Raw genomic sequence first — 25293 nt, forward strand, 5'->3', positions numbered from 1 at the left:
GTTTTTGTTCTAAAAAATGACAAAAAAACCGCCTAAGCCTGCTAGTTGTGCCAGCGTGACTGCGCACAAAAGACGGTCTAGGCGGTAATACGAAAATCACCCAAGCGATTACTTCTTGTTAGCAGTGATGAAATCAATTGCTTGTTGAACGGTCGTGATTTTCTCTGCTTCTTCGTCAGGGATTTCGGTTTCGAACTCGTCTTCTAAGCACATCACTAACTCAACCATATCAAGCGAGTCAGCGCCTAAGTCGTCTAGGAAAGAAGACTCATTTTTTACCTCAGACTCGTCCTTAATTGCTAATTGTTCAGCAATAATGCTCTTGACGCGTTGTTCGATGCTATCCATGTATATCTCCAAAAAGGGACATGCCCTTAATAATTAAAAACTAATGGTCAAAAATATGACCCATCGTGTGATTAATCGTTTTGAACTACTCAAGTCTAAGCAAAAAGCAGGCCTAGTTCAAGTAGATAAAACACCCAAAAATTGCAATGCGCTGTGTTTAAAACTGCATTTTAGACAAAAACACTGCAATGTTCATTAAATAAGTCGCTTAAGACAATAATTTTCCTGTATTGCGACTCTTTTTACGACAGATCCACCTAATTTAGCTACTCAATTGAGTGCAAATAAGCAGACCCTGACTAAAAACTGCTACTGCCATGCAGTGATTACTGCATAAACATACCGCCATTCACATGTAAGGTGGTGCCCGTAATATAAGCAGCTTGCGGGCTAGCTAAAAACACCACCGCATTAGCCACGTCCTCAGGCTGACCAAAACGCGATAAAGGAATACGTGATAATAGTGCCTCAGTCGCTTCCTCGCCTAATGAACGTGTCATATCGGTATCAATAAAGCCGGGCGCCACGCAGTTAACGGTGATATTACGACTACCCAATTCACTAGCTAAGCTACGGCTCATACCGGCAACCGCTGCTTTAGCGGCGGTGTAGTTAGCTTGACCGGGATTACCTACAGAGGCAATTACTGAAGTCAAATTAATAATCCGACCCTCACGCGCCTTCATCATCGCACGCATCACACCACGACTTAAACGGAAGACAGCGTTAAGATTGGTCTGAATCACTTCCAACCAATCCTCGTCCTTCATGCGCATTGCAAGACCATCGCGCGTGATACCCGCGTTATTTACCAGAATATGCGGACCACCCTCTTTGGCCAGCTCTGCCAAGAGCGCATCACACGCCGCATCATCGGTGACATTTAACACCACACCGCGCCCGCCGAACGCCTCTAATTCCTTGGTGATGCCCTCAGCGCCTTGTTCGCTAGTGGCTGTACCCACCACCACGGCACCTTGCTCAGCTAATGCCTTGGCAATCGCCTTACCAATTCCTCTAGAGGCACCAGTAACGAGAGCAATTTTATCCTTTAAAACTTTTTCCGACATCTGTTTTTACCCTAAAAAAAGCGCTTATAAAAGCAATGATAAGAGGCGATTAGGCGTGATTTGCCTGACCCTTTAAAGCCGCCAAAGTCGCTTCTAAAGAAGCAGGATCGTTAATACTTAAGACCTGTAACTCAGGTTCGATACGCTTAATCAAACCGCTTAAGACCTTGCCTGGACCACATTCGACCACATGCGTTACGCCCATCGCCTTCATCGCCTGAATGGTCTCAACCCAACGCACTGGGTGCCAGGCTTGACGCACTAAGGCATCCACAATATCCTCAGGCATATCGGCCGTGGCTACATCGACATTATTAATCACGGGCATGGCTGGGCGCTGCAATTCAATTGCTGCTAAGGCATCCGCCAACACCTGCGCCGCTGGCTCTAATAAACGTGAATGGAAGGGCGCAGAAACTGGCAACGGTAGCGCACGCTTTGCGCCCGCTTCCTTGGCCAGCACGCAAACACGATCAATAGCATCCTTGTGACCAGCAACCACTACCTGTGCCGGAGCATTGAAATTGACCGCTTCGACAAAGCTATCAGCCGTGCTAGCCTGCTCACAGACCTGTCGCACGGCATCATCATCCAAGCCTAAAATGGCCGCCATGCCGCCCTCACCCACGGGTACTGCAGATTGCATGGCATCGGCGCGAATACGCACTAAGCGCACAGCATCACTAAGCGATAAACTACCCGCCGCCGTCAATGCCGTGTACTCACCTAAACTATGGCCTGCAACCACCTCAGGTGCTGCACCACCAGCGGATAAATAGGCCTGATACATGGCGTAGCTGGCGACCAACATAATCGGCTGCGTATTGGTGGTTAAATTTAAGGCCTCAGCCGGCCCCTCGGCCGCTAAGCGATGTAAATCCTGGGCTAAGGCTTGACTCGCTTCATCCATCACCGCTTTAACGGCATCATTTGAAGCCCAACTGTCGAGCATGCCGACACTCTGTGAACCTTGACCCGGAAATACAAATGCTAATTTAGTCATATAACACCACCCTAATTAATCACTGAAATCGAATACACTGAGGGATACTAGGCTCTCAACAACACAGAACCCCATGTAAAGCCGCCACCTACGCCCTGCAATAAAACCAACTGACCGGGCTGGATGCGACCGTCACGACAAGCCTCATCAAAGGCTAAAGGCACGCTAGCGGCCGATGTATTGGCGTGCTTATCCACCGTCACCACCACCCGCTCGGCTGGTAGGCTGAGCTTGCGCCCCAAGGCATTAATAATGCGAAGATTTGCCTGATGCGGCACAAACCACTCAATCTCCTCGTGACTGATGCCGGCCTTATCGCACACATCCAGTGCTGAACGCTCCAACAAACTCACGGCCTTTTTAAAGACCGCCTGACCGTCCATACGCATAAAAGGATCACCCACCACCGCACCACGTGAAATACGGCCCGGTACATGCAAGATAGACTCAAAGGCCCCATCCGCATTTAACTGCGTCGCCAAAATACCCGGCTCCTCAGACGCCTCTAAAATAATCGCGCCCGCACCATCACCAAAGAGTACGCAGGTACCACGATCCTGCCAGTCTAACAGGCGGGTAAATGTCTCCGCACCAATGACTAAGGCTCGCTTGGCATTGCCACTGCGAATCATACTATCCGCCATCGTCACCGCATAGACAAAACCACTGCATACCGCCTGCACATCAAATGCCATGGCGTGATTAGTGATGCCGAGCTTAGCCTGTACGATACATGCGGTACTCGGAAAAATCATATCCGGGGTGGTGGTGGCGAGAATAATTAAATCAATGTCATTTGCGTCTAGCGCTGCTGATGTGAGGGCATTTTTGGCTGCTTCAAGCGCCAAGTCACTGGTCTGCACTGAGGCATCGGCGATATGCCGCTGACGAATACCGGTACGAGACTGAATCCACTCATCCGAAGTCTCCACACCCTGCGCTGCTAATTGCTTAGCAAGCTCGTCATTGCTAATGGCTGACTTCGGTAAGGCACTACCGTGACCAATAATTTTGGCGTATTGATGCACTATGGACTCCTCTATATGGCGGAACAACTCAGAAAAAACTAAGGCTGCGACGGGCTAGACTCGACATCTGCTACCACAGCTGAAGCATGCGCTTGCTCATTCTGTGATTTTATAGCATTACTTCGCTCTACGCTATGGATAATTTTACTTAAGAGATTACTCGCCACCGCCCCTCGGGCACGTTCCACGGCACAAGCAAAAGCCAGTTCATCAGCAGAACCGTGGCTTTTAAAAACTACACCCCGCAAACCGAGCAGAGCGGCGCCATTATAACGACGATTATCTAGCCGTTGACGCAATCTTTTAAAGACCGGCATTGACAATAGCGCTGCAAAGCGACTAAAGGGATTGCGCTTAAACTCTAATTTAATCTGCCCTAAGATCATCTTGGCCGTGCCCTCAATCGCTTTAAGCACTGAGTTACCCACAAAGCCATCGCACACAATCACATCGGTCGTGCCCTTGAAGATATCATCACCCTCGACATTACCGTAGAAATTCAAATGACTGCTTTTTAGCAGCTGAGCGGCTTGCTTAACCTGATCGTTACCCTTAATATCCTCTTGACCAATATTGAGGATACCCACCGTGGGCGCGTCAATATGATCAATGGCTTGCACCAAGGCAGAGCCCATGATGCCAAACTCAAGTAAATGCTCAGCACTACAATCGACATTGGCGCCCAAATCAAGCACCGTGGTGCCGCCGCCCTTGACATTCGGCAAGGCCGTAGCAATGGCTGGACGATCAATCCCGGGAAGCATTTTAAGAATAAAGCGCGACAGCGCCATCAAGGCACCTGTGTTGCCTGAAGAGACACACGCATCGGCACGACCATCCTTAACACAGGTGATGGCGACACGCATGGAAGAATCCTTTTTGCGGCGCAAAGCCACCTCAACTGGATCGTCCATAGTGACAACCTCAGCTGCAGAAACTATCTCAAATTGAGACCGATTAGCAGGCTTTGCCCGCTCCAATGCAGCCTCAATCTGATCGACCAAACCTACTAATAAAAAATGCGTATCTGGATAGCGATTGGCTACCTGCACTGTACCAGGAATGGTAACCGCAAGGCCCTCATCGCCACCCATACAATCAATAGCAATTTTGATCACGACAATATGAATTAATTAATTTTAAAAGTCGCCCTTGCGCTATGAGATTATAGGCACAGTAAACATAAGCGCCGTACATGCCTCCATAAGCACGGGTGAACTATTAATTACTCGTCGCTTTTAGATTTGATCACCTGACGACCACGGTAAAAACCGTTAGGGCTGATATGGTGACGTAAATGTAACTCACCCGTTGTTGCTTCAATCGCTACGCCCGGCTTAGTTAAACCGTCGTGAGAACGACGCATACCACGTCTTGATGGTGATTTTTTGTTTTGTTGAACAGCCATGATGACTCCAAATACAAATAATTACTTGCTCTACACTCAGAACAATATAAAAAATTAAAACAAATAATAAAGCTTAACAGTACGCTCTAGCGGACAACGATCCCAGATCCTAAACACTAGCTATTTTTTAAGTTCTTCAGAACCGCAAAAGGCGATTCCTCTGCTGGTGTTGCGTACTCGTCTAGTAAAGCCTGCCCCTCTGCACAACTCTCATGACTTGGCATAAAGGGTAAAGCTAAAATTAACTCATCCTCAACTAGCTCAAGTATATCAAGATAGGGATTGGCCACGACCTTTTCATAATCGTCTAGTACAACTTCACCCGACTCACTAACCGCCTCAAGTTGCTGCTCCGAAGGAACGACTTCAACCGTCGCTTCAACCGTTAAAGCAAAGCGAAAAGGCTTCATACAACGCTGACAGATCACAACCGGTTCGGCTTCAATCAAAAAATGCAACAGATAGCGACCCTGAGGATATACCTCAGTCGATAACTGCTCGCCCTCCACCTGCCAGTAGACTTGGTTACGCACTAAGGACTCATCCAAGCTTTCTGTTGCTAGCTTTTGGGTTGGTAAATCTGAGCAAAAACGTCTAAAATGACTAATGTCAGCCTCACCAATCAGCGGCTTTGCGATAGGGCGCTGCTGAGCAATAAAAGTATATACATCTATTTTGCGCATGGCCTTTACTCGCAACCACGTAAAAACATAGAATAATAACCTCTTTTACCCATATAGGTCAATTAAAATAATGACTTCCGCTCCGAATTGTCTTATTCTTGCTTCAACTTCGCCATATCGACGCATGATGCTTGAACGTCTAGGCATCCCGTTTAGGGTTGAAGCATCACATATTGATGAAACACCACGCGACGGCGAAAATCCTGCTGAACTTAGTCTTAGACTGGCTGCCGCCAAAGCCAAAGCCGTCGCCGATAAGCACCCCGGCAGCCTAGTGATTGGCTCCGATCAAGTGGCTACCCTAGGGCGTGAGCCTATCGGCAAGGCTGGTAGCTATGAGGCCGCCTTTGCCCAATTGCAGCAGCTCTCCGGTCAGGTGGTGCAGTTTCACAGCGCCCTCGCCGTGACGGATGGAGAGGCGCTGTTAGTTGAGGATGTGCTGACCGCCTGTCATTTTCGCGAGTTGAGCGAGGCAGAGATCCATCATTACCTGTGCTATGACGAACCCTTTGATACCGCAGGTAGCGCCAAGGCTGAGTCCTTGGGTATCAGCCTCATGCAGTCCATGCGTAGCGATGATCCCACCGCCATCATCGGGCTACCATTAATTGCGCTATCGCGCATGCTACGTCACTTTGGTTTTAACCCTACTTTATTGGCACAAAGATAGTACTCATGACGCAAAAAACCTTACACTTGATTCCCGTCGGCCTTAGCGAGAGCTCGCCCGCCCAATGGCTGCCTGCTGAGGTGCGGGCTTTAGCGGCTAAGCTAGATAGCTATATTGCAGAAAATGCCAAAACTGCACGCGCCTTTTTAAAGCTAATTGAAACACAGCATGTATTACAAGACATCACCATTCATAGCCTCAGCAACAAAACACCCAACCAAGACATTCGTGCTTGGCTTAAAGCCATTCCCGAGGGTGGGGAAATTGGTCTAGTCTCAGAAGCAGGCTGCCCTGCTGTCGCTGATCCAGGCGCCAATGTAGTCGCTGAGGCGCATACCTTAGGTATTAAGGTTGTACCTTGGGTAGGCCCCAGCTCGATCCTTTTGGGCTTAATGGCAAGCGGTCTGAATGGTCAACAATTTGCTTTTAACGGCTATGCGCCGGTCAAAAGTGATGAGCGCGCCAAGCAATTAAAGCAATGGGAGCAGCAATCCCGCCGCCTCAATCAGACGCAATTATTTATTGAAACACCCTATCGCAATGAGGCCATGTTTGCTAGCTTGCTGCAACACCTCAATGCTAATACCCGTCTTTGCGTGGCCAGAGATATTACAGGGAAAAACGAATGGATTAAAACCGCCAGTGTTGCCGAATGGAAAAAGCAACCCGCCCCCTCCCTTGATAAGCAAGCCACCCTATTTTTGTTTTTAGCTTAAGCTGCTTAAGCGCCTGCGGAGGGAAATCTTACACCACCGCCGGCGCTAAGTGGCTACTGGTTTGTTGCGCTACCTATCCTCGTCCCGCTCACGCGTGTTAATACTATCGAGCTTCTTAGCCACGCGACGGCGTGTCGTAAAGCCATGATAAACACGCCAAATTAATAGCACGGAGACTAAGCTAAAGAGTAGACGATCACCATTGGTTAAGCTAAAGCTCGTGGCCATATAGTAAATCCACAAGAGCGCCACCACATAAATGGCCGAATGAATACGGCGCCACCAAATCCCCAAATCATGCATAGCTTGATGATTAGCAGTCAACACCATCGGCACCATTAACAGCGAGGCAACTAACGCCGCCCACAGCGCTGGATTGAGGCTAAAAGCCACCCAAATCGCAGTGCCATTAAACTCATGCAAGTAAAAAAAGCCTAGCCAATGCAAAAATGCATAGGCAAAGGCAGCTAAACCAAGAGGTCGCCTAATCATGGCTAAATTAGGCTGCGCCAAAACGCGCGATAAAGGTGTAATTAGCAGGGTAGCCGCCAACATCAACAAACAGGCAGCGGCTAAATAATGCACCAACACCTCAGCACTGGCAATATGCCCTTCGTCCCTGAAGGCATAGCTCATCCAAAGTGCGACCAGACCCGGCACCGCACAGGCGATATAAATATGGATGAGGAAATTGCGGATCAAACTTTCCGGCCATTGCTTGTTAGTAGGCATAATAAATTACTCTGAGCGTTTTTTAGTGTGACGCGATAGCAGATGCTCCAACTCACCGACATGATTCACAATATAGCTAGGCTCAGCCTGACTGATTTCACGTAGGGTATGAGCACCATAGGTCACGGCAATACTATCACAGCCGGCATTGCGCGCCATCAAAATATCATGTGAGGTATCCCCTATCATAACGCATTCATCGGGTTGCACCATCAATTCATCAAAAATCTCTTGCAACATCACGGGGCTAGGCTTACTTTGCGTTTGATCGGCCGTTTTAGTGACATCGAATAAATTCGCAATACCGTGATTGGCTAAGGCACGATCAAGACCAAAGCGACTTTTACCAGTAGCAACTGCTGTCATCAGACCCTGCTCACGCAAGCGCTGAATCATCGGTAACACCCCATCAAATAACTTTAAATCGGGATCGGCGCTGAAATAGTACTTTCTATAGGCATCGATAAAGGCCTGCAAGCGTGTCTCATCTAAGCCCGGCACCACTTCCAACAAGGCCTTGGGCAGCGACAAACCGATGACCCAACTGGCTTTTTGCGTGGTCGGCTCCTCTAAACCCAGTTCACGACTGGCCTTTTTAATGGCATCCACAATCACATAGGTTGAATCAACGACGGTGCCATCCCAATCAAAAATTACGGTTGAATACTTCATGCTTAATACATTCTCAATTAATTAAAATTCATGCGCCGCAATACGCTTTAACAGCTGCTCACAGGCTGGCGGCAACTCAGCCTCGACCGTCATCCACTCGGCGCTAATGGGGTGCGGAAAACGCAGCTTAGAGGCGTGCAAAAACATACGCTTAAAGCCTTGTTGCACTAGCTTTTTACGCAATTCATCATCCCCATACTTCTCATCACCCACGATGGTGTGACCGATGGACTTTAAGTGCACCCGAATCTGATGGGTTCGACCTGTCAGAATTTCTGCATCAATCAAAGTATAGTCCGGGTAACGTTGCAACACAGTGACAATGGTATGCGCATAACGCCCTTGGGGATCGACCCGCACCCGACGCTCACCCTCGGCCGTCAAATACCTCAGCAAAGGCTTTTTAATATGCTGCACCTTTTGCTGCAACTCTCCCACCACCAAGGCACGATAATGCCGTTGGGTACGAGCTTGCTTAAAAATATCATGCAGCGCCACCAAGGCTGAGCGCTTTTTAGCAATAATTAAGAGTCCCGAGGTTTCTCTATCCAAGCGATGCGCCAACTCGAGAAAGCGCTGCTGCGGCCGCGCCGCACGCAATTGCTCAATCACCCCGAAGGAGACGCCACTGCCGCCGTGCACCGCCACACCCGCAGGCTTATTAATCACCAAAATCGCATCATCCTCAAACACCACCGGAAATTCCGCCTGTGGCGCCGTGGGCTTAGCATCTGGGGCCGCCATGCGCATGGGCGGAATACGCACCGTATCACCCTGCTGCAAACGGTAATCCACACTGACACGGCCCCGATTGACCCGCACCTGCCCCGAACGCACCGCCCGATAAAGATGACTTTTAGGCACCCCCTTGCACTCACGGATTAAAAAGTTATCCAAACGCTGCCCCGCACTGGCAGCATCGATTTCTAACATTTGTACAGATAATCTGGGCGCATCTGATGAACTTTGTTTGCACATATTGTAAAGACTAACTATAATTCCTAATACCCGCAGTAAAAGAAAGTGGCGCAATCGTCGAAGGGCCTATTGCCTATCCGCTTGCGATATTCTCAAGACTGTAAAGCCTACACTCTACCTTAACACGCTATTGTAACTCATGGATTTTTACTGAGTTTTGATTTATACAGCGTTGTCAGGGTTTTTGAGCTTTGCTCAGGCTGCTGCTCACACCTATGGCAGCCAGTGCCTGCGCATCTTGCCCACTGAGTCAGTGCATTTAGGCTGAGGCCCGTTTTCTTTTGAGTTGTTATCGGTGTTCATTTGTCGTTGACAGTGACTGTTATTGATGCGGCAGTATTTAACCTCCTGCCCACAGTGCACTTGTCATGCAGATGAGATGGTTGATTGTTAAGTGAAAGTACAGGATTTTTTACTTATAGACTAGGCCACCAGTCTAGCTCTATAGGGTATAAGTAAACTGATTGATAAATACATCAGTTTCATGTTTTTTGTTTTTTTAACTATTTTTTTGTTTGTTCAGTTGATTGTGAATAGCCCATGTCACTTGCTGGGAGCCTATCGAATACCTCCCACAAGTACGGATAAACGCCCCCCTACTCGGTACCCATACAGCCTGTGTGTGCACCGAGCGTTGGGGTGTGCTGATTTACGCTTAGTGATGTCTACTCAATAAAAACAACACACAAAAAACTAGCTGTCGTCATTTCGCAGCGTCACCAAGCCCGTAACAACTCTTTCCGGGGAGTTCAGCATATATTGCTGTGGCATTTTTTCGGAGAGTTTGATACATGAAACGCATGTTATTTAATGCAACGCACCAAGAAGAATTACGCGTTGCAATTGTTGATGGGCAAAAGCTTATCGACATCGATATTGAAAGCGCCGGTCGCGAACAGCGCAAGGGCAATATCTACAAGGGTGTGATTACCCGTATTGAGCCGAGTTTAGAGGCTTGTTTTATTAACTATGGTCACGAGCGCCATGGTTTTTTGCCATTCAAAGAGGTTGCGCGCAGCTACTTTAAAGAGGGCGTGGATCTACGCACTGCTCGCATTCAAGATGCCCTACACGAGGGGCAGGAGCTAATTGTACAGGTCGAAAAGGAGGAGCGCGGTAACAAAGGCGCTGCCCTCACTACCTTTATCTCCTTAGCCGGTCGCTACCTAGTATTGATGCCTAATAACCCTCGCGGCGGCGGTATTTCACGTCGCATTGAGGGAGAGGATCGCCAAGAGCTCAAAGAGGCGATGGATAAATTAGCGCTACCACAGGGCATGAGCATCATCGCCCGCACGGCCGGTATCGGACGCTCTACCGAGGAATTGGACTGGGATTTACAGTATCTGTTAAAGCTCTGGAATGCCATTGATAACGCAGCCAAACAGCACCCTGCCCCAGTACTGATTTATCAGGAATCCAGTCTCGTAATTCGCGCGATTCGCGACTATTTCTCACCGAGCATTGCTGAAATTCTTATCGACACGGATGAGATTACCTCACAGGCCATGGCCTTTATGCAGGATGTGATGCCGGAAAATGTCAATCGAGTTAAGCGCTATCGTGATGCGGTGCCGCTATTCTCACGCTTCCAGATTGAGCATCAGATTGAAACCGCCTATGCGCGCAATGTCTCACTACCTTCTGGCGGTTCCATTGTGGTGGACCACACCGAGGCTTTAGTCGCCATTGATGTTAACTCCGCACGCTCAACCCGTGGCGTAGATATTGAAGAAACCGCTTTACGAACTAACCTTGAAGCGGCCGAGGAGGTAGCGCGTCAATTACGTCTACGTGACTTGGGCGGTTTAATTGTTATCGACTTTATTGATATGGACGATAATAAAAACCAGCGCCAGGTTGAACAAAAACTGCGCGAAGCCTTACATTTTGACCGTGCTCGCGTCCAAATGGGCAAGATTTCCCGCTTTGGCCTGATGGAGCTATCACGTCAGCGCTTACGTCCATCGCTCAACGAGGGTTCACATATTACCTGCCCACGCTGTAATGGTACTGGTGTGATTCGTGATGTGGAGTCCAGCGCCTTAAATATCCTGCGCCTGATCCAAGAAGAGGCGATGAAGGAAAATACCGCCGCCCTCCATGCACAGGTGCCGGTAGATGTAGCGACCTTCCTATTAAATGAAAAACGCGCTGATATTGTGAAAATTGAGAATCGTCTCAATGTTCGTATTGTACTGATTCCTAACAAAGCCCTAGAAACCCCGCACCACCATATTGAGCGTTTACGTTACGACGATAATCGCTTAGATGATCATAAAAGCAGTGTGGAATTGATGCCGGTCCCTGAATCGGTCGTACAGTGGCGCGAGCAAACTGCCCGTCTTGAGGAGCAGGAAAAACGCCCCAGCGCTATTGTGAAAGGCATTGCCCATGATGAGCCTATCCCACCTAAAGTAGAAAAAACGGTTGCAGCCGCCACCGCCAAAGCGGCTGAGGTAGCTGAGCGGGTCGTGCCTAAGAGTTTCTTGCAGCGCATTATGTCTTTCTTTATGCGCCCTCAAGATACTGAGGAACAAGCAACGGAAACGACAAAAAAGGCGACACCAGCTAAAAAAGCCGCTGCTGCTAAGAAAAACCCTGCACGCCAAGGTGGCGACTCGGCGCAACGTCAACCGCGTCAACGCAATCAACGCCGTACCGCTAAACGTGGTGCCGCGCAAGAAACTGAAGCTGGCACACCACAAAAGCCACGCCGTCAAGCACGCCCTAAAAAGGCAGCTCAAGCAGAGGCAGCGCCAAAGCAAGCCAATCAGCAAGCACAAGAACAGAGTCAGTCAAATGATAAACGTCGTCAGGAGCAAGACGCAAATCGCAACAATCGTCGCTCGCGTCGCCAACCGCGTCAAGACAATGACAATCAAGCGCAATTAAATCAGAATCAGCAGCAACAAGTTGCTGAAGAGACGCAAGCTCAAGCAAGCAAAAACGAGCAACGCGAGCAGCGTAAAGCGGCTGAACAGCGAACACAACAAGCGCCTGAGCCAGCTATCCAAGCGGAAGCGAATGCGCAGCATGAATTACAGCAGCCAGCCGAGCAACGCCGTGATGAGGAGGAGCCACGCTTTCTCCGTGCACCAGCTCGTGACGAGCAAAAGCGCACGCGTCAAAAGCAGCCAACGACAGAAGCCGTAGTTGATGAACAGGCTAAGGCAGCCGTGACGACGCCAGAGCAAGCGCCTCAAGTAAATGAAGCGCCATCCCACACAGCCGAAGCAGATGCGGCAACGCAAGACGACGCCACGCAAGCTGATACACGTCGCCGTCAAAACCGCAGTAATCAGCGTAATCGTCGCTCTCAAAAAGAGCATAACGCGGCAGCAGCAGCCTTACCCTTCGTGCCGAATGAGGTGATGTTAAATGCACCGAGTCAGGACTATGAAGAGGTATCTGAACAAATTGCCAAGGGTGAAATTGATGTTGAGGAGCTCACTAAACGAGCTGCCGACACTGAGCAGACCCCTGCAACTGAAGCAGAAACACCGCTCAGTGTGACGAGCGAGCCAGTGATGGATTCCGCAGCGCCTGCGATGCCAGAAAGCGCCACGCCCACCGAGTCACTAGCAGTGGAAGATGAGGTTAAGACTTCGCAGCCAGTCGATAACCAGCCCTCAACGCCTGCCGCGGAAGCAGAACAAGCAGCAAGTGAAGCAACGGCCGCAGCGACGCCCGAGTCCGAAGTCGAGCCTGCGTCCGAAGCCGCAGCTGCCACCGAGGACGACACGCCCATCACCGCAAGCGCTCCAGCCGACAACGGCACCGAGGAGGCTGAGGCTGCGCCCGTCGCCAACAACGCAGAGCATGCAAGCGAGAGCTTAGCGCAAGTGATTGCTGCTGCTGGTTTACACATGATTGAAACCAACGCCGATGCGGTGACGCCTATCCCCGAAGCTGCACCCGTCAAATTGGGACGACCACGCAAAGCGGCCAAAGTAATTGCCACAAGCGAGTTAGTTCAAATTGAAACTAACACAGCAGCGAGTACCACTGAGCCGACACCGGGTGATGCCAACGAGTAATCCTCACAACAACACCTAAAATTAAAGAACCGATAGCTAGTTTTAGTATCGGTTCTTTTTTTATTAGAAAATTCTCAATTTAACTGTGTTATATTCTTTAGGCGTCGATAATTTATCGTTATCCTTATGAAAAATCATCGACTTTCAGTTGTTAATATTCGGACATGTGCCATCAAATTAAGGGTTAAGAAATGAGTCAGAAGTTTGAGTCTCTATCACGAATTAAGAATAAGGGCTATCACAGTTTAGTTATGTCAGCGGAGGAGGCTGTCAAAAAGATTCCTTCAGGGGTTAATGTAGGAATGAGTGGTTTTACTGGTTCCGGCTATCCCAAGGAGATTCCAGTTGCCCTAGCGGCACGCATTCGTGAAGAGCACGCTCAAAACAGGCCCTTTAAAATCGGCGTTTGGACAGGCGCCTCCACCGCACCCGAATTAGATGGTGCCTTGGCTGAGGTAGACGGCATTGAGATGCGACTGCCCTATCAATCCGACCCGACGTGCCGCAAGAAAATTAATAGCGGCAAAATGCAGTACATGGATATTCATCTTTCTCATGTGGCGCAGCATGCGTGGTTCGGCTTTTACGGCAAGTTAAATATTGCTGTGATTGAAGTCGCAGGTATTCGTGAAGACGGCAGTTTAATTCCTGCCGGTTCTGTGGGTAATAACAAGACATGGATCGACCAAGCAGATCAGGTCATTATCGAGGTCAACTACGCACTGAGTGAAAAACTTGACGGCATGCATGATATTTACTACGGCACTGCCCTCCCACCGCATCGTAAGCCGATACCCATTGTAGAGGTCGCTGATCGCATCGGCCAACCTTACTACCATTGCCCCGCCGAAAAAATCATTGCCATTGTTGAAACCCACGGCACCGATCGGGTTAACGTCTTTACTGAGCCGGATGCGGCTTCGAAGAAGATTGCCGAGCATATTCTGAACTTCTTAAGAGATGAGGTAAATAAGGGGGTGTTACCGCCGAATTTACTACCGATTCAGTCTGGCGTGGGTAATATTGCGAATGCCGTGATGGCCGGTTTAAATGAGGGTGATTTTGATAATCTGACCTCCTATACCGAAGTCATTCAAGACGGCATGCTGAATATGATCAAATCAGGCAAGTTAGTTAAAGTCTCAGCCACCTCGCTATCCCTTAGCCCAGCGGGTCTAGAAGAGCTTAATAAAAATATCGATTTCTACCGTGAGCGCATTGTTTTACGCACCCAGGAAATCAGTAATCACCCAGAGGTGGTGCGTCGTCTCGGCGTGATTGCGATTAACGGTATGGTAGAAGCGGATATTTACGGCAACGTCAACTCCACCCACGTGATGGGTAGTGATATCATCAACGGCATTGGTGGCTCCGGCGACTTTGCACGAAATGGCTTCCTCTGCTTCTTTGTACGTCCGTCCATTGCCAAAGGCGGTGATATTTCCGGTATTGTGCCCATGGTGTCTCACGTTGACCATACGGAGCATGACTCACAAATCCTCGTCACCGAACAGGGCTTAGCCGATTTACGTGGTTTATCACCACGCCAACGCGCCGAACGCATTATTGAGCATTGCGCCCACCCTGACTATCGTGCTGAGCTACGCTCCTACTTTGAGCGTGCTTGTGCGGAAAATAGTGGTCATACCCCACATATTTTAAGTGAGGCCTTAAGCTGGCACGCTCGCTTTAATAAAACCGGCAGCATGAAAATCACCGCCGCTAGTGCTGAGCAGGTGGCTGCTTCTAAAGACAGTGAGACCAACTAAGATACTGTGCTTAACAGCATCTGCAAAACCGCTTAGCACCACAGTGTTAGGCGGTTTTTTTACAAAATGTATAAACATTTGTCATGAAATAAGTTATGATTCCATGATTGGCCTCTAACGCCTTCCCTAACAACTAATAGCCATCTCTTTTTCAGGGATGAGCTGTTTTACTAATTTAGAGAGTTATTATGCTAAAGAAATCTGTATTATTAGTAGCTGCTGCTTTTACACTGGCTGCTTGTTCTGATGATTCCAAGAACTCATCAACCACGACTGAGCCACAACAGTCTGCTGCCGAAGCACCTGCAAGCACTGCTAGCGATAAGTTAGAGACTCGCTTTGTGACCATTGCTACTGGTGGTGCTTCTGGCCCTTATAACATCATCGCTACAGCCTTGGCTGAGCAATACAATAAGGCCTACGGCGTTAACTCAAAGACACAAACTACCGGCGCTTCAGTAGAAAATATCAACCTCATCAACCAAGACAAAGTACAAATGGCCTTTGTGATGAGTGATGTGTTAACTGATGCAATTAACGGTGAAAATAGCTTCCCTGCTAAGATCGATAAGGTTCAGCAAATCGCCGCCCTCTATCCTAACTACGTTCAAGTGGTCACCTCCAAGCGCTCTGGCATTAAAACGCTAGAGGATTTACGCGGTAAGCGTGTGGCGGTAGGTGACCAAAACTCTGGAGTTGAGGTTAACGCACGCAATCTTATTAACGGTTTTGGCATGACCTATGACGACCTACGTGTGGACTACTTAGGCTATGCCGAAGCAGCCGATGCGCTTAAAGCGGGCCGTATTGATGCCGCCTTCCTGACCAGCGGCCTACCTAATGCCTCCTTGATGGAGTTGCAGCAAAGCTTCGATCTGCAAATGGTTGAAATTCCTGCCGATCGTATTGCCGACATCGCCAAGGATAAGCCTTACTTCGTATCCTTAAATATCCCAGCCGGTACCTACGGTAATGATGCCGACATCCCGACCGCAGCGATTCAAAACGCCTTGGTTATCCATAAGGATATCAGTGAGGACGACGGTTATAAGTTAACCAAAACCTTCTTTGAAAACTTAGAGCACCTTAAGTCTGCTCACCAAGCAGCCGGCGCTATCACGCTTGAAGGGGCGCAGTCTGGCTTAGTCGCTCCTTTACACCCCGGTGCGAAGAAGTACTATGACGAAGTTGCTAAATAAGTTATAAAGCCTAATCAAAGCCTCCCGGTTCCCGCCGGGAGCTTTGCTTATGTCTAAACACCATCTTCCAATAGCGCTACTGCTACTTATGATGTTGGGCTTGACGGCTTTTATCATCTGGCCGCAAGAGCGCTTAAAGATCAGTTTTCAAGATCAAACTTGCTATTTAAACGAATCTGAGTTTAGTTTGCGGTGGCGCCATTCGGTCGAGCTGCAGGATTGGCAAGAACACTATTACTTATCTTCCGGTCAATTATTGCTGGATGCTAGTTATCTGCAAACCTTTGGTGCTGGCACCCCTAGTGACGGTGAAACGATTGTAGCACCCGAAGGCTTTGTGGGATTACGAAGTCAGGTGATACTTCCGGCCTTGCATTGGATCGTGTCAGCATATATGCAGGGTCGTATCATCAGCCCTCAAGGCAGCTGGGAGATCTACCGCTTAGTGCCTGATTACACCGAAATTACGATTGAACCCAAAAAAACCTTTCGCCCCTTTTTCTGGCTAGGAAAAAACTGTTATGACTATGGATACTTCTCAGACGACTACCGCGAGTAGTCAAACTATTCTGGAGAAATTTGACCGTGAATCGGTCACCCGCACCCCGAGTAGCCAAAGCATACGCTGGCTTATTACCGCGATTGCTGTTTTTTACTCTTTATTTCACCTCTATATGACCTTTAACCCCGTGCCCACACTGATTTTACGTTCAGTGCACGTGGCGGTGGGTGCAGCCTTAATCTTTTTACTCTACCCTCCAGCCAAAAAAAGTAGTCGTAGCAAGGTGGTCTGGTACGACTGGTTGTGGGTAGCAGCAGCCTTAGCGGGCATGTTTTATATCATCTCGCAATATCAAAATATCATGACCGTGCGCGGCGGCATCCCTAACACCACCGATATTGTGATGGCCATATTGACCGTGGTTGTGGTGTTAGAAACAGGACGCCGAATTACGGGCTGGATTTTACCGATTTTTGCGCTTATCTTCTTAAGCTACCCCTTTTATAGTCATATGAATTTTGTGCCAGATCGTCTGGCAACGCGTCTCTATGATTTAGGGGATATTTTTGGGCAGCTTTATTTAAAAACTGAGGGTCTTTATTCCACTGCCATCGGCGCTTCTGTGGATTTTATTTTCCTCTTTATTTTATTTGGGGCCTTTTTATCACGCTCTGGCATGGGGCAACTATTTAATGATTTAGCCCTGGCGCTTGCGGGTAGCCGTCAAGGTGGTCCAGCCAAGGTTGCGGTGATTTCTAGTGGCTTTATGGGAAGTATTAACGGCTCCGCAGTGGCTAACGTGGTGGGTACCGGTGCCTTTACCATTCCTTTAATGAAAAAAGTTGGTTATAGCCGCAATTTTGCTGGTGCGGTTGAAGCCAGCGCCTCTGTCGGTGGCCAAATTTTGCCACCCATTATGGGGGCGAGTGCCTTTATTATGGCTGAAACCACCGGTGTGAAGTACAGCACCATTGCCTTAGCTGCTCTGATCCCGGCCCTCCTGTACTACTTTGGCGTGTTGGCACAAGTGCATTTCCGTGCCGGTAAGGACAATCTGCGCGGTGTACCTAAAGCAGATTTACCGCGCTTAAAAGAGGTGCTTATGGCGCGCGGTCATATGCTGCTACCCATTGTTGCGCTGATTGTGATGTTGGCTCAGTCAATTCCTATCGGCTATGCGGCAGCTTATACCATTGGCATTACAGTTGTGATTAGCTGGATTCGTCCCGAGACCCGAATGGGCTTCAAGGCGATTTTAGAGGCCCTTGAAGACGGCGCGAAGCAATCACTCTCCGTGATGGCAGCGTGTGCGGTGGTGGGCATTGTGATCGGTGTCGTCAGCCTCACCAGCTTTGGTAATGTGATGACTTCGTTGATTGTGTCCATGGGTGCGGGCTCACTCTTTTTCACCCTGGTACTGACCATGTTTGCTTCCATGATTTTAGGTATGGGCTTACCCTCTATTCCAGCCTATATTATTACTGCAACCATGGTGGCACCGGCCTTAGCGACCTTTAATGTACCTGTGATTGTGGCGCATTTATTTGTATTCTATTTCGGTATTTTTGCCAATATCACACCGCCAGTGGCCTTAGCCTCTTTTGCTGGGGCGGGTATTGCTGGGGGTGATCCAATGCGCACTGGTTTCTTATCATTGAAATTGGCCTTAGCCGGTTTTATCGTGCCCTTTATGTTTGTGTACAACCCAGACATGCTCATGATTGACACGCGCGATATTGCGGTCACGGCCCGTGAATTTGCACGCCCGCATTGGTTTAATATTGTCTCCGTGGCAGTGACTGCTTTTGCTGGGGTAATGGCATTATCTGCTGCACTAGAGGGCTACTTTAAAACCCACCTTCCAAGCTGGCAGCGTTTGCCAATGGCGATCGGTGGTTTAATGCTGATTGTTCCCGAGACCTTGACGGATATTATCGGCTTAAGCATTGTGGTGGTGTTCTGCGCGCTCAATATTTTACAAGCTAGACGGGATAAAGCCGCCCTAGCGGCCTAATGCCTGCTATCGAGTAGGGTGAGGATGACGCCTCACTCTACTCCTCACTGTGGTGATGTTTTGACAGGTTGCTGATGAGTGAGATTAATCAACAACCAAAAAAAAGCCGAATCCCCTCAGACTCGGCTTTAATCCCACACGCTTTAAATTACTTCTTACGCTGATCGGGTCTTAAAAAAACCAGACTATCCTCGCTAGATGAGGCCTCATCGTAGCTATAACCCTCTAAATTAAACTGCTTTAAGCCCTCAAGATCATCAATACCATTTTCAATCGCATAACGACACATCAGACCACGCGCACGCTTGGCACTAAAACTGATGATTTTATAAGCACCGTCACGTTCCTCTTTAAAAACACATTTCACCACCGGGTACGTCAAGACATCTTTTTTAACCGCTTTAAAGTATTCCTCAGACGCTAAATTGATGATCAACGGATTTTTCTGCTCGGCAAGGCGTTGATTCAAATAGTCGGCGATTTGCCCATTCCAGAACTCATAAAGATTTTTACCCCGCTCAGTCGCTAAGCGCGTACCCATTTCCAAGCGATAAGGGCGCATTAAATCCAAAGGTCGTAACACCCCATACAGACCACTCAGAATCACCACATGCTGATTAGTCCACGCCAATTGCTTTTGATTCAATGTCGACGCCTCTAAGCCCTCATACACATCGCCATTAAAGGCCAAAATGGCTTGGCGCGAATTTGACTGATCAAAGCTCGGCTCCCACGCTTGATAACGCTCAACGTTAAGTGAGGCAAGACTGTCGCTAAGCTTCATCAAGTCGGCAATCTCCTGCTCCGACTTTGTTTTTAAGACCTCAATTAACTCCGTCGCTTGCGCTACAAAAAGTGGTTGTTCAAACTCATAATCCGCCGCCAAGGGACTGTCGTAATCCAATTTTTTAGCGGGTGAAAGTAAAAATAACATGCTCACTACTCCCTAATTCCTTAAGCCTGAGGCGTCAAACGCTCCAAACCACCCATATAGGGTCTTAATACCTCCGGCACGATAATACTGCCGTCCGCCTGTTGATAATTTTCCATCACTGCCACTAAGGCACGCCCTACGGCCACACCGGAACCATTTAAAGTGTGCACGAACTCATTTTTACCCTGACTTACACGGTAGCGGGCATTCATGCGGCGCGCTTGAAATGCCTCGGTATTCGAGCAAGAAGAGATCTCACGCCAGGTGTTTTGTGACGGTACCCATACCTCAATATCATAGGTTTTCGCTGCACCAAAGCCCATATCACCGGTACACAAGGTAATCACACGATAGGGTAGCTGTAATAACTGCAACACCTCCTCGGCATGCGAAGTCATCGCCTCCAAAGCCTCATAGGAGTCATCAGGATGGACAATTTGTACCATCTCTACCTTGTCAAATTGGTGCTGACGAATCATTCCGCGCACATCACGCCCGCCACTACCCGCTTCGGAACGGAAACAAGGGCTGTGAGCGGTCAGCTTGATCGGTAACTCCGCCGTATCGAGAATCTCATCGCGCGCAATATTTGTAAGGCTAATCTCAGAGGTTGAAATTAAAAACAGCTCCTCCTTGCTCTTGCTACCGTCCTCAGCCGCATCATCCTCACCACCTTTAGTCACCCAGAACATATCCTCTTTAAACTTAGGTAATTGACCGGTGCCGTACAGCGAAGCGCTATTCACAATATACGGAGTGTAACACTCGGTATAACCATGCTTTGAAGTGTGCAAATCCAACATAAACTGCGCTAAAGCGCGGTGTAAACGGGCAATACCGCCCTTTAAAAAGCTAAAGCGTGAGCCACTGATTTTGGCTGCCACCTCAAAGTCCATGCCAAGTGGCTTACCCAAATCAACGTGATCGAGTACAGTAAAGGGCAAGGTCTCGGGAAACACGCTCTCAGCCACGTAATCCTGCCCTGGGATCCAACGGCGAAGCTCGACATTATCCCCCTCATCGGCGCCGACTGGCACTGAGGCATGCGGAAGATTTGGGGTCGACATCAAGATCGCATTGAGCTCTTCTCGTAGTGCAGATAGCTCCTCTTCCATTGCCTTTAGCTGCTCCGGGATGGCCTTTGACTGTGCCATCAAGTCATCAGCATCCAAGCCTTGGGACTTGAGCTTACCAATCTCCTTGGCAAGGGCATTGCGACTGGCTTGCAATGTTTCGGTCTGTACCTGTAAGTCCTTGCGGCGCGCCTCTAAGTCATTAAAACGAGCCACATCAAAATCAACGCCTCTACGTGCTAAAGCGCTAACCACAGCATCTAAGTCTTTGCGTAATAATCCGAGATCGAGCATTTAATTGATATCCGAATAAAAAATAAATTATCTTAATTAATTGAACAGCCTTACATCATGGCATCAGTCTGTCTCACTGTATAAGTATAACAAGGCACAGCGCTGTTATTACTCGAATGAAACAATTCCACAAGTAATGAAAGGAAATTGAGTTCTTGATCCCTTATAATGGCAACACCTGCTTATTAAGGCATTCATGTAATTAAAAAGGTTTGAATTTATGCTTACACCCAGCGCAACTGAAGTACGACGTATTCGGATTTGGGATTTGCCCTTGCGCCTATTCCATTGGTCTTTTGCCGCCTGTGTGATCGGTGCCTTTATCACCGTTAAAACTGGCAATATGGAGTGGCATCTGCGCCTTGGTCTCGCTGCCCTCTGTCTTATTATTTTCCGTATTCTTTGGGGCTTTAGCGGCACCTACTATGCACGCTTTACCCAGTTTATTAAGGGACCCACGGCCATTATCGACTATTTAAAAAGTGGTCAAAAGGTCTTTGGTCACAATCCGCTCGGCGCCTTATCCGTGTTGGCCCTCTTGGGCTTATTCGGGCTCCAAGTAGTGAGCGGTTTATTTACCGGCGACGGTTATTTTTACCAAGGTCCTTTATATCGTCTGGCTGCTAAAGACATCAGAGAGCTAATGGCAAAAATACACCACAGCACCGAGCTTCTGATGATTTTATTAGTGGTACTCCATGTGGGTGCTGTGCTATTTTATCGCTTTATTAAAAAGCAGAATCTGATTACACCCATGATTACCGGTCAGGCTCAGCTCAGTAATGATGTGCCAACAGCCGCCGTACATGTAGAGCAAGGCCTTAGCATGTGGCTACGCTTTGTGCTTAGCTTTGGCATTGCGGTGTTAATCACCTACTATATTGCAAACGGCTTATCCTTTTAGTTTTTAGTGCTCTCCACGCCCCTAGCGGGCTAAGGCAAGCACTTTTTATATAGGCAAAAACAAAGGCGACTCAACGATATGCGAGTCGCCTTTTGCTTATTAAGCGCTGGATGGGATTAGACCGTTTTTTGGTATAAATCACCCGCAGCATAGAGTGCCGCCATCTCTTTTAACGACACGGGCTTGATTTTAGAGGCATTACCCGCGGTACCAAAGGCCTCGTAGCGCGCAATACAAATCTGCTTAGCCGCTTCACGCGCTGGCTTATTAAACTCACGAGGGTCAAATTTGGATGGATTTTCGTGAAGAAAACGACGAACTGCTGCTGTCATCGCCAAGCGAATATCGGTATCAATATTGACCTTGCGTACGCCATGCTTAATCGCCTCCTGAATCTCCTCAACCGGCACCCCGTAAGTCTCTTTCATATCACCACCGAACTCACGAATTTCAGCCAATAACTCCTGCGGCACGCTAGAACTACCGTGCATCACAAGGTGCGTGTTGGGTAAGCGGGCGTGGATTTCCTTAATCCGCTGAATCGATAAAATATCACCCGTTGGCTTGCGGGTAAATTTATACGCACCGTGGCTAGTACCAATGGCAATGGCTAAAGCATCGACCTGAGTACGCTTAACAAAATCAGCCGCCTGATCCGGATCCGTCAATAACTGATCCAGGGTTAAGGTACCCTCGGCACCGTGACCGTCCTCCTTATCGCCTTGCATGGTTTCGAGCGAGCCTAACACGCCCAACTCACCCTCCACGCTAACACCGATCCGATGCGCCATTTCCACTACCTGGCGCGTCACGTCAACGTTATACTCATAGTCAGCGACCGTCTTACCGTCGGCTTGGAGCGAACCGTCCATCATCACACTACTAAAGCCTAAATCAATGGCGCCGCGACATACCTCCGGTGATTGACCGTGGTCCTGATGCATCACAATCGGAATCTCTGGATAAGCCTCAACCGCCGCTTCAATTAAATGCTTTAAAAAGGGCTCACCGGCGTACTTACGAGCACCGGCAGAGGCCTGCATAATCACCGGACTGTCGGTTTCTCTGGCTGCTTCCATAATGGCTTGCACCTGCTCTAAGTTGTTAACATTAAAGGCAGGGATACCGTAGCCATGCTCAGCAGCGTGATCCAATAATTGGCGCATTGAGACTAAAGCCATCAAACTCTCCTAAAATAGATTTAAATACTAATGATTCTTAATAGAGCAATTTTAACACGATGCTGACTCACACTTAGCTAAAGTGTGGCCTACACCTCATAACGACGATTGGCTAAGCAAGGCAAGGTTTGGCGCACCGCACGGATACGCTCCCGCGTCAGCGTCTGTACAATCACCCCCGGCTCCTCTGCTGCGCCTGCCAAGATCGCCCCCATCGGATCAATAATCATGCTTTGACCAGTATTTTTAGGTGCTGTTTGACCACAAGCCAAGACATAGCAGGTATTTTCAATGGCACGCGCTTGGGATAAGGTCTGCCAATGCATTTCCTTATAAGGACCTGCTAACCATGCTGCACTTATGGATAGAATATCCGCGCCCGCAATGGCTAACTTTCTGGATAATTCAGGAAAACGCAAATCATAACAATTGACTAAACCGATACTAAACCCTTTAAGATTAAACAAACTCAGTTCGCGCTGATCCTCATACAGTGTCGCTGGCTGTACCTTGTCGGACTCCTTAAAACTAAAGGCATCGTATAAATGGATTTTGGTATAGCGTGTAATCAGCTGACCATCTGCCCCAATGGCAATCAGTTGATTAACGACTCGTGCATCGTCGACCTGCTCGGAGGGGCTTAAGACACCCACAATCACCGCAAAACCATGGTCTTGCGCTAATTGCTGCATAACCTCGATAAAGGCGGCAGAATGCCCCCCCGCTACAGCTTGCAAGGTTTCTAAATCAGAACTAAAAGCGCACATCGCTGCTTCTGGAAACACCACTAACTCAGCCTTTGCCTCCGCCGCTTGCCGACTTAAGTCCAAAATATACTGTTTATTTTGAACAATATCATTGCTACCTGGAAACTGCGCCACGGCGACGCGTAATTGCTCTTGACTCACCAACCCGTCTCCTTTTTACGATTAACATTAGAATGATTTATTATAGATCGCTCACTCGCTCATCACTAGTATGGATAAGCTCTAATGCCGGCAAGGCGAAAAAGGCTTCAGGAAATAACAACTCCCCACGAAAGCCCGGATAGGAAGTAAAGCGTGGTGTGAGTTGCTGTTGCAAGGCTGGCGGCAGCCCATCTCGAATAATGGTCGTACAATAGCGTGCGCCATCGTTCTCACTCGCCCTTAAGCTAAAAGGCAATCCCAGGCTATGCTCCACCGCTTGCACTAAGGCCGCTCGCTCATGACTAGCTAAACTTGATAGACGATATACGGCCCAATGCGTGGCCAATTCTGGGCTCACAAACTCCGCCAAAGGCGAGCGTATCACCTGATTAAGTCGTGCTGGATCATCATCCGTTGTGGCATGAATAATCTCCACCTCCGGTGCCCCCTGCACCACCAGCCCGATATGTGAAAAGGCACTGCCGCTCAGTCGCTTAATCACGTAGCTTTCGTAAGCGGTACCACTACGAAAAATCAAATCCCCCGGCGCTAACTTCTCGGCAATCTGAGCTGCCACTGGTGGTTTATCCAATGCCACTGCCTCAGGTGAGTCGCCTTGTAACAGCAAGTAGCTTCCCACAAAAAGAAGGAGTCCTAACAGTATCAGGACTCCTTGTGGTAACGATTTTACTAAGCGCATCGGGACTAAAACCTAGGGCTACTTAGTCAAGATTCACCTTCCACGTCGAGCCATCTTTGATCAGATCGACGCGCTCTTCACGAGAACCCTCGGGACCATTCTTAAACGTTAACGCTAAGCGCACATCTGCACGTTTACCACTCTCATCATGGCTGGACTCCAACACCGTTACGTTTTTAAGGCCGCCATATTGATCGGCTTGTTTTTTAGCATCATGTGCCGCCGCAGCCATCTTGCCCTTGACCATCTCTTCAATGCCTGGCTCTTTAAGCTCTTCGGCAGGGATGTAAATCATTTTTTGCACTTTATCGCCTTGGCCATTGTACATCGCCTCAATAAATTCAATGGCCGTTTTTTCATAGGGCTTGCTAGAGCCGCCACACGCCGTTATGAAAAAACCAAACGACAACGCAAAAACAAAAACTAACCACTTCTTCATATACCCTTCTCCTCATTAATAACTAATA

The 25293-nt window shown here is 48.6% G+C and carries 24 protein-coding genes; 8 read left to right on the top strand and 16 right to left on the bottom strand.

Going from position 1 to position 25293, the window contains the following annotated elements; all coding sequences use genetic code 11:
• Positions 1-108 precede the first annotated feature (108 nt).
• The 7 genes from acpP to A3GA_RS0105665 all read right to left on the bottom strand — a co-directional run bounded on the left by acpP (position 109) and on the right by A3GA_RS0105665 (position 5540).
• Positions 109-348, bottom strand: a complete 240-nt coding sequence (acpP, locus tag A3GA_RS0105635; RefSeq protein WP_018026420.1) for an acyl carrier protein — start codon at positions 346-348, stop codon at positions 109-111.
• A 326-nt stretch (positions 349-674) separates the two neighbouring features.
• On the bottom strand, positions 675-1418 hold the full coding sequence (gene fabG, locus A3GA_RS0105640) for a 3-oxoacyl-ACP reductase FabG (RefSeq protein WP_018026421.1): 744 nt from the start codon (positions 1416-1418) through the stop codon (positions 675-677).
• 49 nt (positions 1419-1467) lie between these two features.
• Positions 1468-2421, bottom strand: a complete 954-nt coding sequence (gene fabD, locus A3GA_RS0105645) for an ACP S-malonyltransferase (RefSeq protein ID WP_018026422.1) — start codon at positions 2419-2421, stop codon at positions 1468-1470.
• 47 nt (positions 2422-2468) lie between these two features.
• Positions 2469-3449: a beta-ketoacyl-ACP synthase III gene (locus tag A3GA_RS0105650; protein WP_018026423.1), complete on the bottom strand. Its 981-nt coding sequence runs from the start codon at positions 3447-3449 to the stop codon at positions 2469-2471.
• Positions 3450-3487: 38 nt separating this feature from the next.
• Positions 3488-4567 carry a phosphate acyltransferase PlsX gene (plsX, locus tag A3GA_RS0105655; RefSeq protein ID WP_018026424.1) on the bottom strand — a complete coding sequence of 360 codons (1080 nt, stop codon included), beginning with the start codon at positions 4565-4567 and terminating at the stop codon, positions 3488-3490.
• 107 nt (positions 4568-4674) lie between these two features.
• Positions 4675-4857 carry a 50S ribosomal protein L32 gene (gene rpmF / locus A3GA_RS0105660; RefSeq protein WP_018026425.1) on the bottom strand — a complete coding sequence of 61 codons (183 nt, stop codon included), beginning with the start codon at positions 4855-4857 and terminating at the stop codon, positions 4675-4677.
• Between the two features lie 116 nt (positions 4858-4973).
• A complete protein-coding gene (locus A3GA_RS0105665; protein WP_018026426.1) occupies positions 4974-5540 on the bottom strand; it encodes a YceD family protein in 567 nt (188 codons plus the stop codon).
• A gap of 70 nt (positions 5541-5610) precedes the next feature.
• Between A3GA_RS0105665 and A3GA_RS0105670 the strand changes: the two genes are divergently transcribed.
• On the top strand, positions 5611-6210 hold the full coding sequence (locus A3GA_RS0105670) for a Maf family nucleotide pyrophosphatase (protein ID WP_036558965.1): 600 nt from the start codon (positions 5611-5613) through the stop codon (positions 6208-6210).
• A gap of 5 nt (positions 6211-6215) precedes the next feature.
• Positions 6216-6926 carry an SAM-dependent methyltransferase gene (locus tag A3GA_RS0105675; protein ID WP_018026428.1) on the top strand — a complete coding sequence of 237 codons (711 nt, stop codon included), beginning with the start codon at positions 6216-6218 and terminating at the stop codon, positions 6924-6926.
• Between the two features lie 69 nt (positions 6927-6995).
• On the opposite strand, the gene A3GA_RS0105680 is transcribed toward A3GA_RS0105675, so the two are convergent.
• Genes A3GA_RS0105680 through A3GA_RS0105690 form a run of 3 tightly spaced genes read right to left on the bottom strand, consistent with a single transcriptional unit; the run spans position 6996 to position 9263 of the window.
• On the bottom strand, positions 6996-7658 hold the full coding sequence (locus A3GA_RS0105680; protein ID WP_018026429.1) for a ferric reductase-like transmembrane domain-containing protein: 663 nt from the start codon (positions 7656-7658) through the stop codon (positions 6996-6998).
• Between the two features lie 6 nt (positions 7659-7664).
• The gene (locus tag A3GA_RS0105685) at positions 7665-8330 is read right to left on the bottom strand and encodes an HAD family hydrolase (RefSeq protein ID WP_018026430.1); all 666 of its coding nucleotides are present in this window, start codon (positions 8328-8330) and stop codon (positions 7665-7667) included.
• A gap of 21 nt (positions 8331-8351) precedes the next feature.
• Positions 8352-9263, bottom strand: a complete 912-nt coding sequence (locus A3GA_RS0105690; RefSeq protein WP_036559050.1) for an RluA family pseudouridine synthase — start codon at positions 9261-9263, stop codon at positions 8352-8354.
• Positions 9264-10099: 836 nt separating this feature from the next.
• On the opposite strand from A3GA_RS0105690, the gene A3GA_RS0105695 reads away from it, so the two are divergent.
• The 5 genes from A3GA_RS0105695 (at position 10100) to A3GA_RS0105715 (ending at position 18832) form a co-directional block, all read left to right on the top strand.
• Positions 10100-13348 carry an Rne/Rng family ribonuclease gene (locus A3GA_RS0105695; protein WP_018026432.1) on the top strand — a complete coding sequence of 1083 codons (3249 nt, stop codon included), beginning with the start codon at positions 10100-10102 and terminating at the stop codon, positions 13346-13348.
• A gap of 191 nt (positions 13349-13539) precedes the next feature.
• A complete protein-coding gene (locus A3GA_RS0105700) occupies positions 13540-15117 on the top strand; it encodes an acetyl-CoA hydrolase/transferase family protein (RefSeq protein ID WP_018026433.1) in 1578 nt (525 codons plus the stop codon).
• Between the two features lie 188 nt (positions 15118-15305).
• Positions 15306-16316 (top strand): TAXI family TRAP transporter solute-binding subunit, encoded by a 1011-nt coding sequence (locus A3GA_RS0105705; protein WP_018026434.1) that lies wholly within the window; start codon positions 15306-15308, stop codon positions 16314-16316.
• 49 nt (positions 16317-16365) lie between these two features.
• Positions 16366-16875 carry a DUF1850 domain-containing protein gene (locus A3GA_RS11390; RefSeq protein ID WP_040614108.1) on the top strand — a complete coding sequence of 170 codons (510 nt, stop codon included), beginning with the start codon at positions 16366-16368 and terminating at the stop codon, positions 16873-16875.
• Complete coding sequence (locus A3GA_RS0105715; protein WP_018026436.1) at positions 16838-18832, top strand: TRAP transporter permease; 1995 nt, start codon at positions 16838-16840, stop codon at positions 18830-18832. The genes A3GA_RS11390 and A3GA_RS0105715 overlap by 38 nt, the downstream gene beginning before the upstream one ends.
• Before the next feature lie 148 nt (positions 18833-18980).
• Here the strand turns inward: A3GA_RS0105715 and yaaA are convergent, their stop codons facing one another.
• Together yaaA and serS are read right to left on the bottom strand one after the other, a co-directional pair.
• Positions 18981-19766 (bottom strand): peroxide stress protein YaaA, encoded by a 786-nt coding sequence (yaaA, locus tag A3GA_RS0105720; RefSeq protein ID WP_018026437.1) that lies wholly within the window; start codon positions 19764-19766, stop codon positions 18981-18983.
• A 20-nt stretch (positions 19767-19786) separates the two neighbouring features.
• Positions 19787-21133 carry a serine--tRNA ligase gene (gene serS, locus A3GA_RS0105725; protein WP_018026438.1) on the bottom strand — a complete coding sequence of 449 codons (1347 nt, stop codon included), beginning with the start codon at positions 21131-21133 and terminating at the stop codon, positions 19787-19789.
• Between the two features lie 220 nt (positions 21134-21353).
• On the opposite strand from serS, the gene A3GA_RS0105730 reads away from it, so the two are divergent.
• Positions 21354-22037: a cytochrome b/b6 domain-containing protein gene (locus A3GA_RS0105730; RefSeq protein WP_018026439.1), complete on the top strand. Its 684-nt coding sequence runs from the start codon at positions 21354-21356 to the stop codon at positions 22035-22037.
• Between the two features lie 116 nt (positions 22038-22153).
• On the opposite strand, the gene fba is transcribed toward A3GA_RS0105730, so the two are convergent.
• The 4 genes from fba to A3GA_RS0105750 form a co-directional block, all read right to left on the bottom strand.
• Entirely contained in the window at positions 22154-23218 is a 1065-nt protein-coding gene (fba, locus tag A3GA_RS0105735) for a class II fructose-bisphosphate aldolase (RefSeq protein ID WP_018026440.1), read from the bottom strand.
• A gap of 89 nt (positions 23219-23307) precedes the next feature.
• Positions 23308-24126 carry a carbon-nitrogen hydrolase family protein gene (locus A3GA_RS0105740; protein ID WP_040614113.1) on the bottom strand — a complete coding sequence of 273 codons (819 nt, stop codon included), beginning with the start codon at positions 24124-24126 and terminating at the stop codon, positions 23308-23310.
• Positions 24127-24166: 40 nt separating this feature from the next.
• On the bottom strand, positions 24167-24754 hold the full coding sequence (locus tag A3GA_RS11395) for a YiiX/YebB-like N1pC/P60 family cysteine hydrolase (protein ID WP_208854082.1): 588 nt from the start codon (positions 24752-24754) through the stop codon (positions 24167-24169).
• Positions 24755-24848: 94 nt separating this feature from the next.
• On the bottom strand, positions 24849-25265 hold the full coding sequence (locus tag A3GA_RS0105750) for a DUF4878 domain-containing protein (protein WP_018026443.1): 417 nt from the start codon (positions 25263-25265) through the stop codon (positions 24849-24851).
• Between the last annotated feature and the right edge of the window lie 28 nt (positions 25266-25293).

It is taken from the genome of Oligella urethralis DSM 7531 (assembly GCF_000372065.1).
In the GTDB taxonomy this organism is placed as follows: domain Bacteria; phylum Pseudomonadota; class Gammaproteobacteria; order Burkholderiales; family Burkholderiaceae_B; genus Oligella; species Oligella urethralis.

Coding starts and splice junctions, on each gene's coding strand:
- acpP (WP_018026420.1), bottom strand. CDS start 348: ATGGATAGCATCGAACAACGCGTCAAGAGCATTATTGCTGAACAATTA.
- fabG (WP_018026421.1), bottom strand. CDS start 1,418: ATGTCGGAAAAAGTTTTAAAGGATAAAATTGCTCTCGTTACTGGTGCC.
- fabD (WP_018026422.1), bottom strand. CDS start 2,421: ATGACTAAATTAGCATTTGTATTTCCGGGTCAAGGTTCACAGAGTGTC.
- rpmF (WP_018026425.1), bottom strand. CDS start 4,857: ATGGCTGTTCAACAAAACAAAAAATCACCATCAAGACGTGGTATGCGT.
- A3GA_RS0105665 (WP_018026426.1), bottom strand. CDS start 5,540: ATGCGCAAAATAGATGTATATACTTTTATTGCTCAGCAGCGCCCTATC.
- A3GA_RS0105670 (WP_036558965.1), top strand. CDS start 5,611: ATGACTTCCGCTCCGAATTGTCTTATTCTTGCTTCAACTTCGCCATAT.
- A3GA_RS0105675 (WP_018026428.1), top strand. CDS start 6,216: ATGACGCAAAAAACCTTACACTTGATTCCCGTCGGCCTTAGCGAGAGC.
- A3GA_RS0105680 (WP_018026429.1), bottom strand. CDS start 7,658: ATGCCTACTAACAAGCAATGGCCGGAAAGTTTGATCCGCAATTTCCTC.
- A3GA_RS0105685 (WP_018026430.1), bottom strand. CDS start 8,330: ATGAAGTATTCAACCGTAATTTTTGATTGGGATGGCACCGTCGTTGAT.
- A3GA_RS0105690 (WP_036559050.1), bottom strand. CDS start 9,263: ATGTTAGAAATCGATGCTGCCAGTGCGGGGCAGCGTTTGGATAACTTT.
- A3GA_RS0105695 (WP_018026432.1), top strand. CDS start 10,100: ATGAAACGCATGTTATTTAATGCAACGCACCAAGAAGAATTACGCGTT.
- A3GA_RS0105700 (WP_018026433.1), top strand. CDS start 13,540: ATGAGTCAGAAGTTTGAGTCTCTATCACGAATTAAGAATAAGGGCTAT.
- A3GA_RS0105705 (WP_018026434.1), top strand. CDS start 15,306: ATGCTAAAGAAATCTGTATTATTAGTAGCTGCTGCTTTTACACTGGCT.
- A3GA_RS11390 (WP_040614108.1), top strand. CDS start 16,366: ATGTCTAAACACCATCTTCCAATAGCGCTACTGCTACTTATGATGTTG.
- A3GA_RS0105715 (WP_018026436.1), top strand. CDS start 16,838: ATGACTATGGATACTTCTCAGACGACTACCGCGAGTAGTCAAACTATT.
- yaaA (WP_018026437.1), bottom strand. CDS start 19,766: ATGTTATTTTTACTTTCACCCGCTAAAAAATTGGATTACGACAGTCCC.
- serS (WP_018026438.1), bottom strand. CDS start 21,133: ATGCTCGATCTCGGATTATTACGCAAAGACTTAGATGCTGTGGTTAGC.
- A3GA_RS0105730 (WP_018026439.1), top strand. CDS start 21,354: ATGCTTACACCCAGCGCAACTGAAGTACGACGTATTCGGATTTGGGAT.
- fba (WP_018026440.1), bottom strand. CDS start 23,218: ATGGCTTTAGTCTCAATGCGCCAATTATTGGATCACGCTGCTGAGCAT.
- A3GA_RS0105750 (WP_018026443.1), bottom strand. CDS start 25,265: ATGAAGAAGTGGTTAGTTTTTGTTTTTGCGTTGTCGTTTGGTTTTTTC.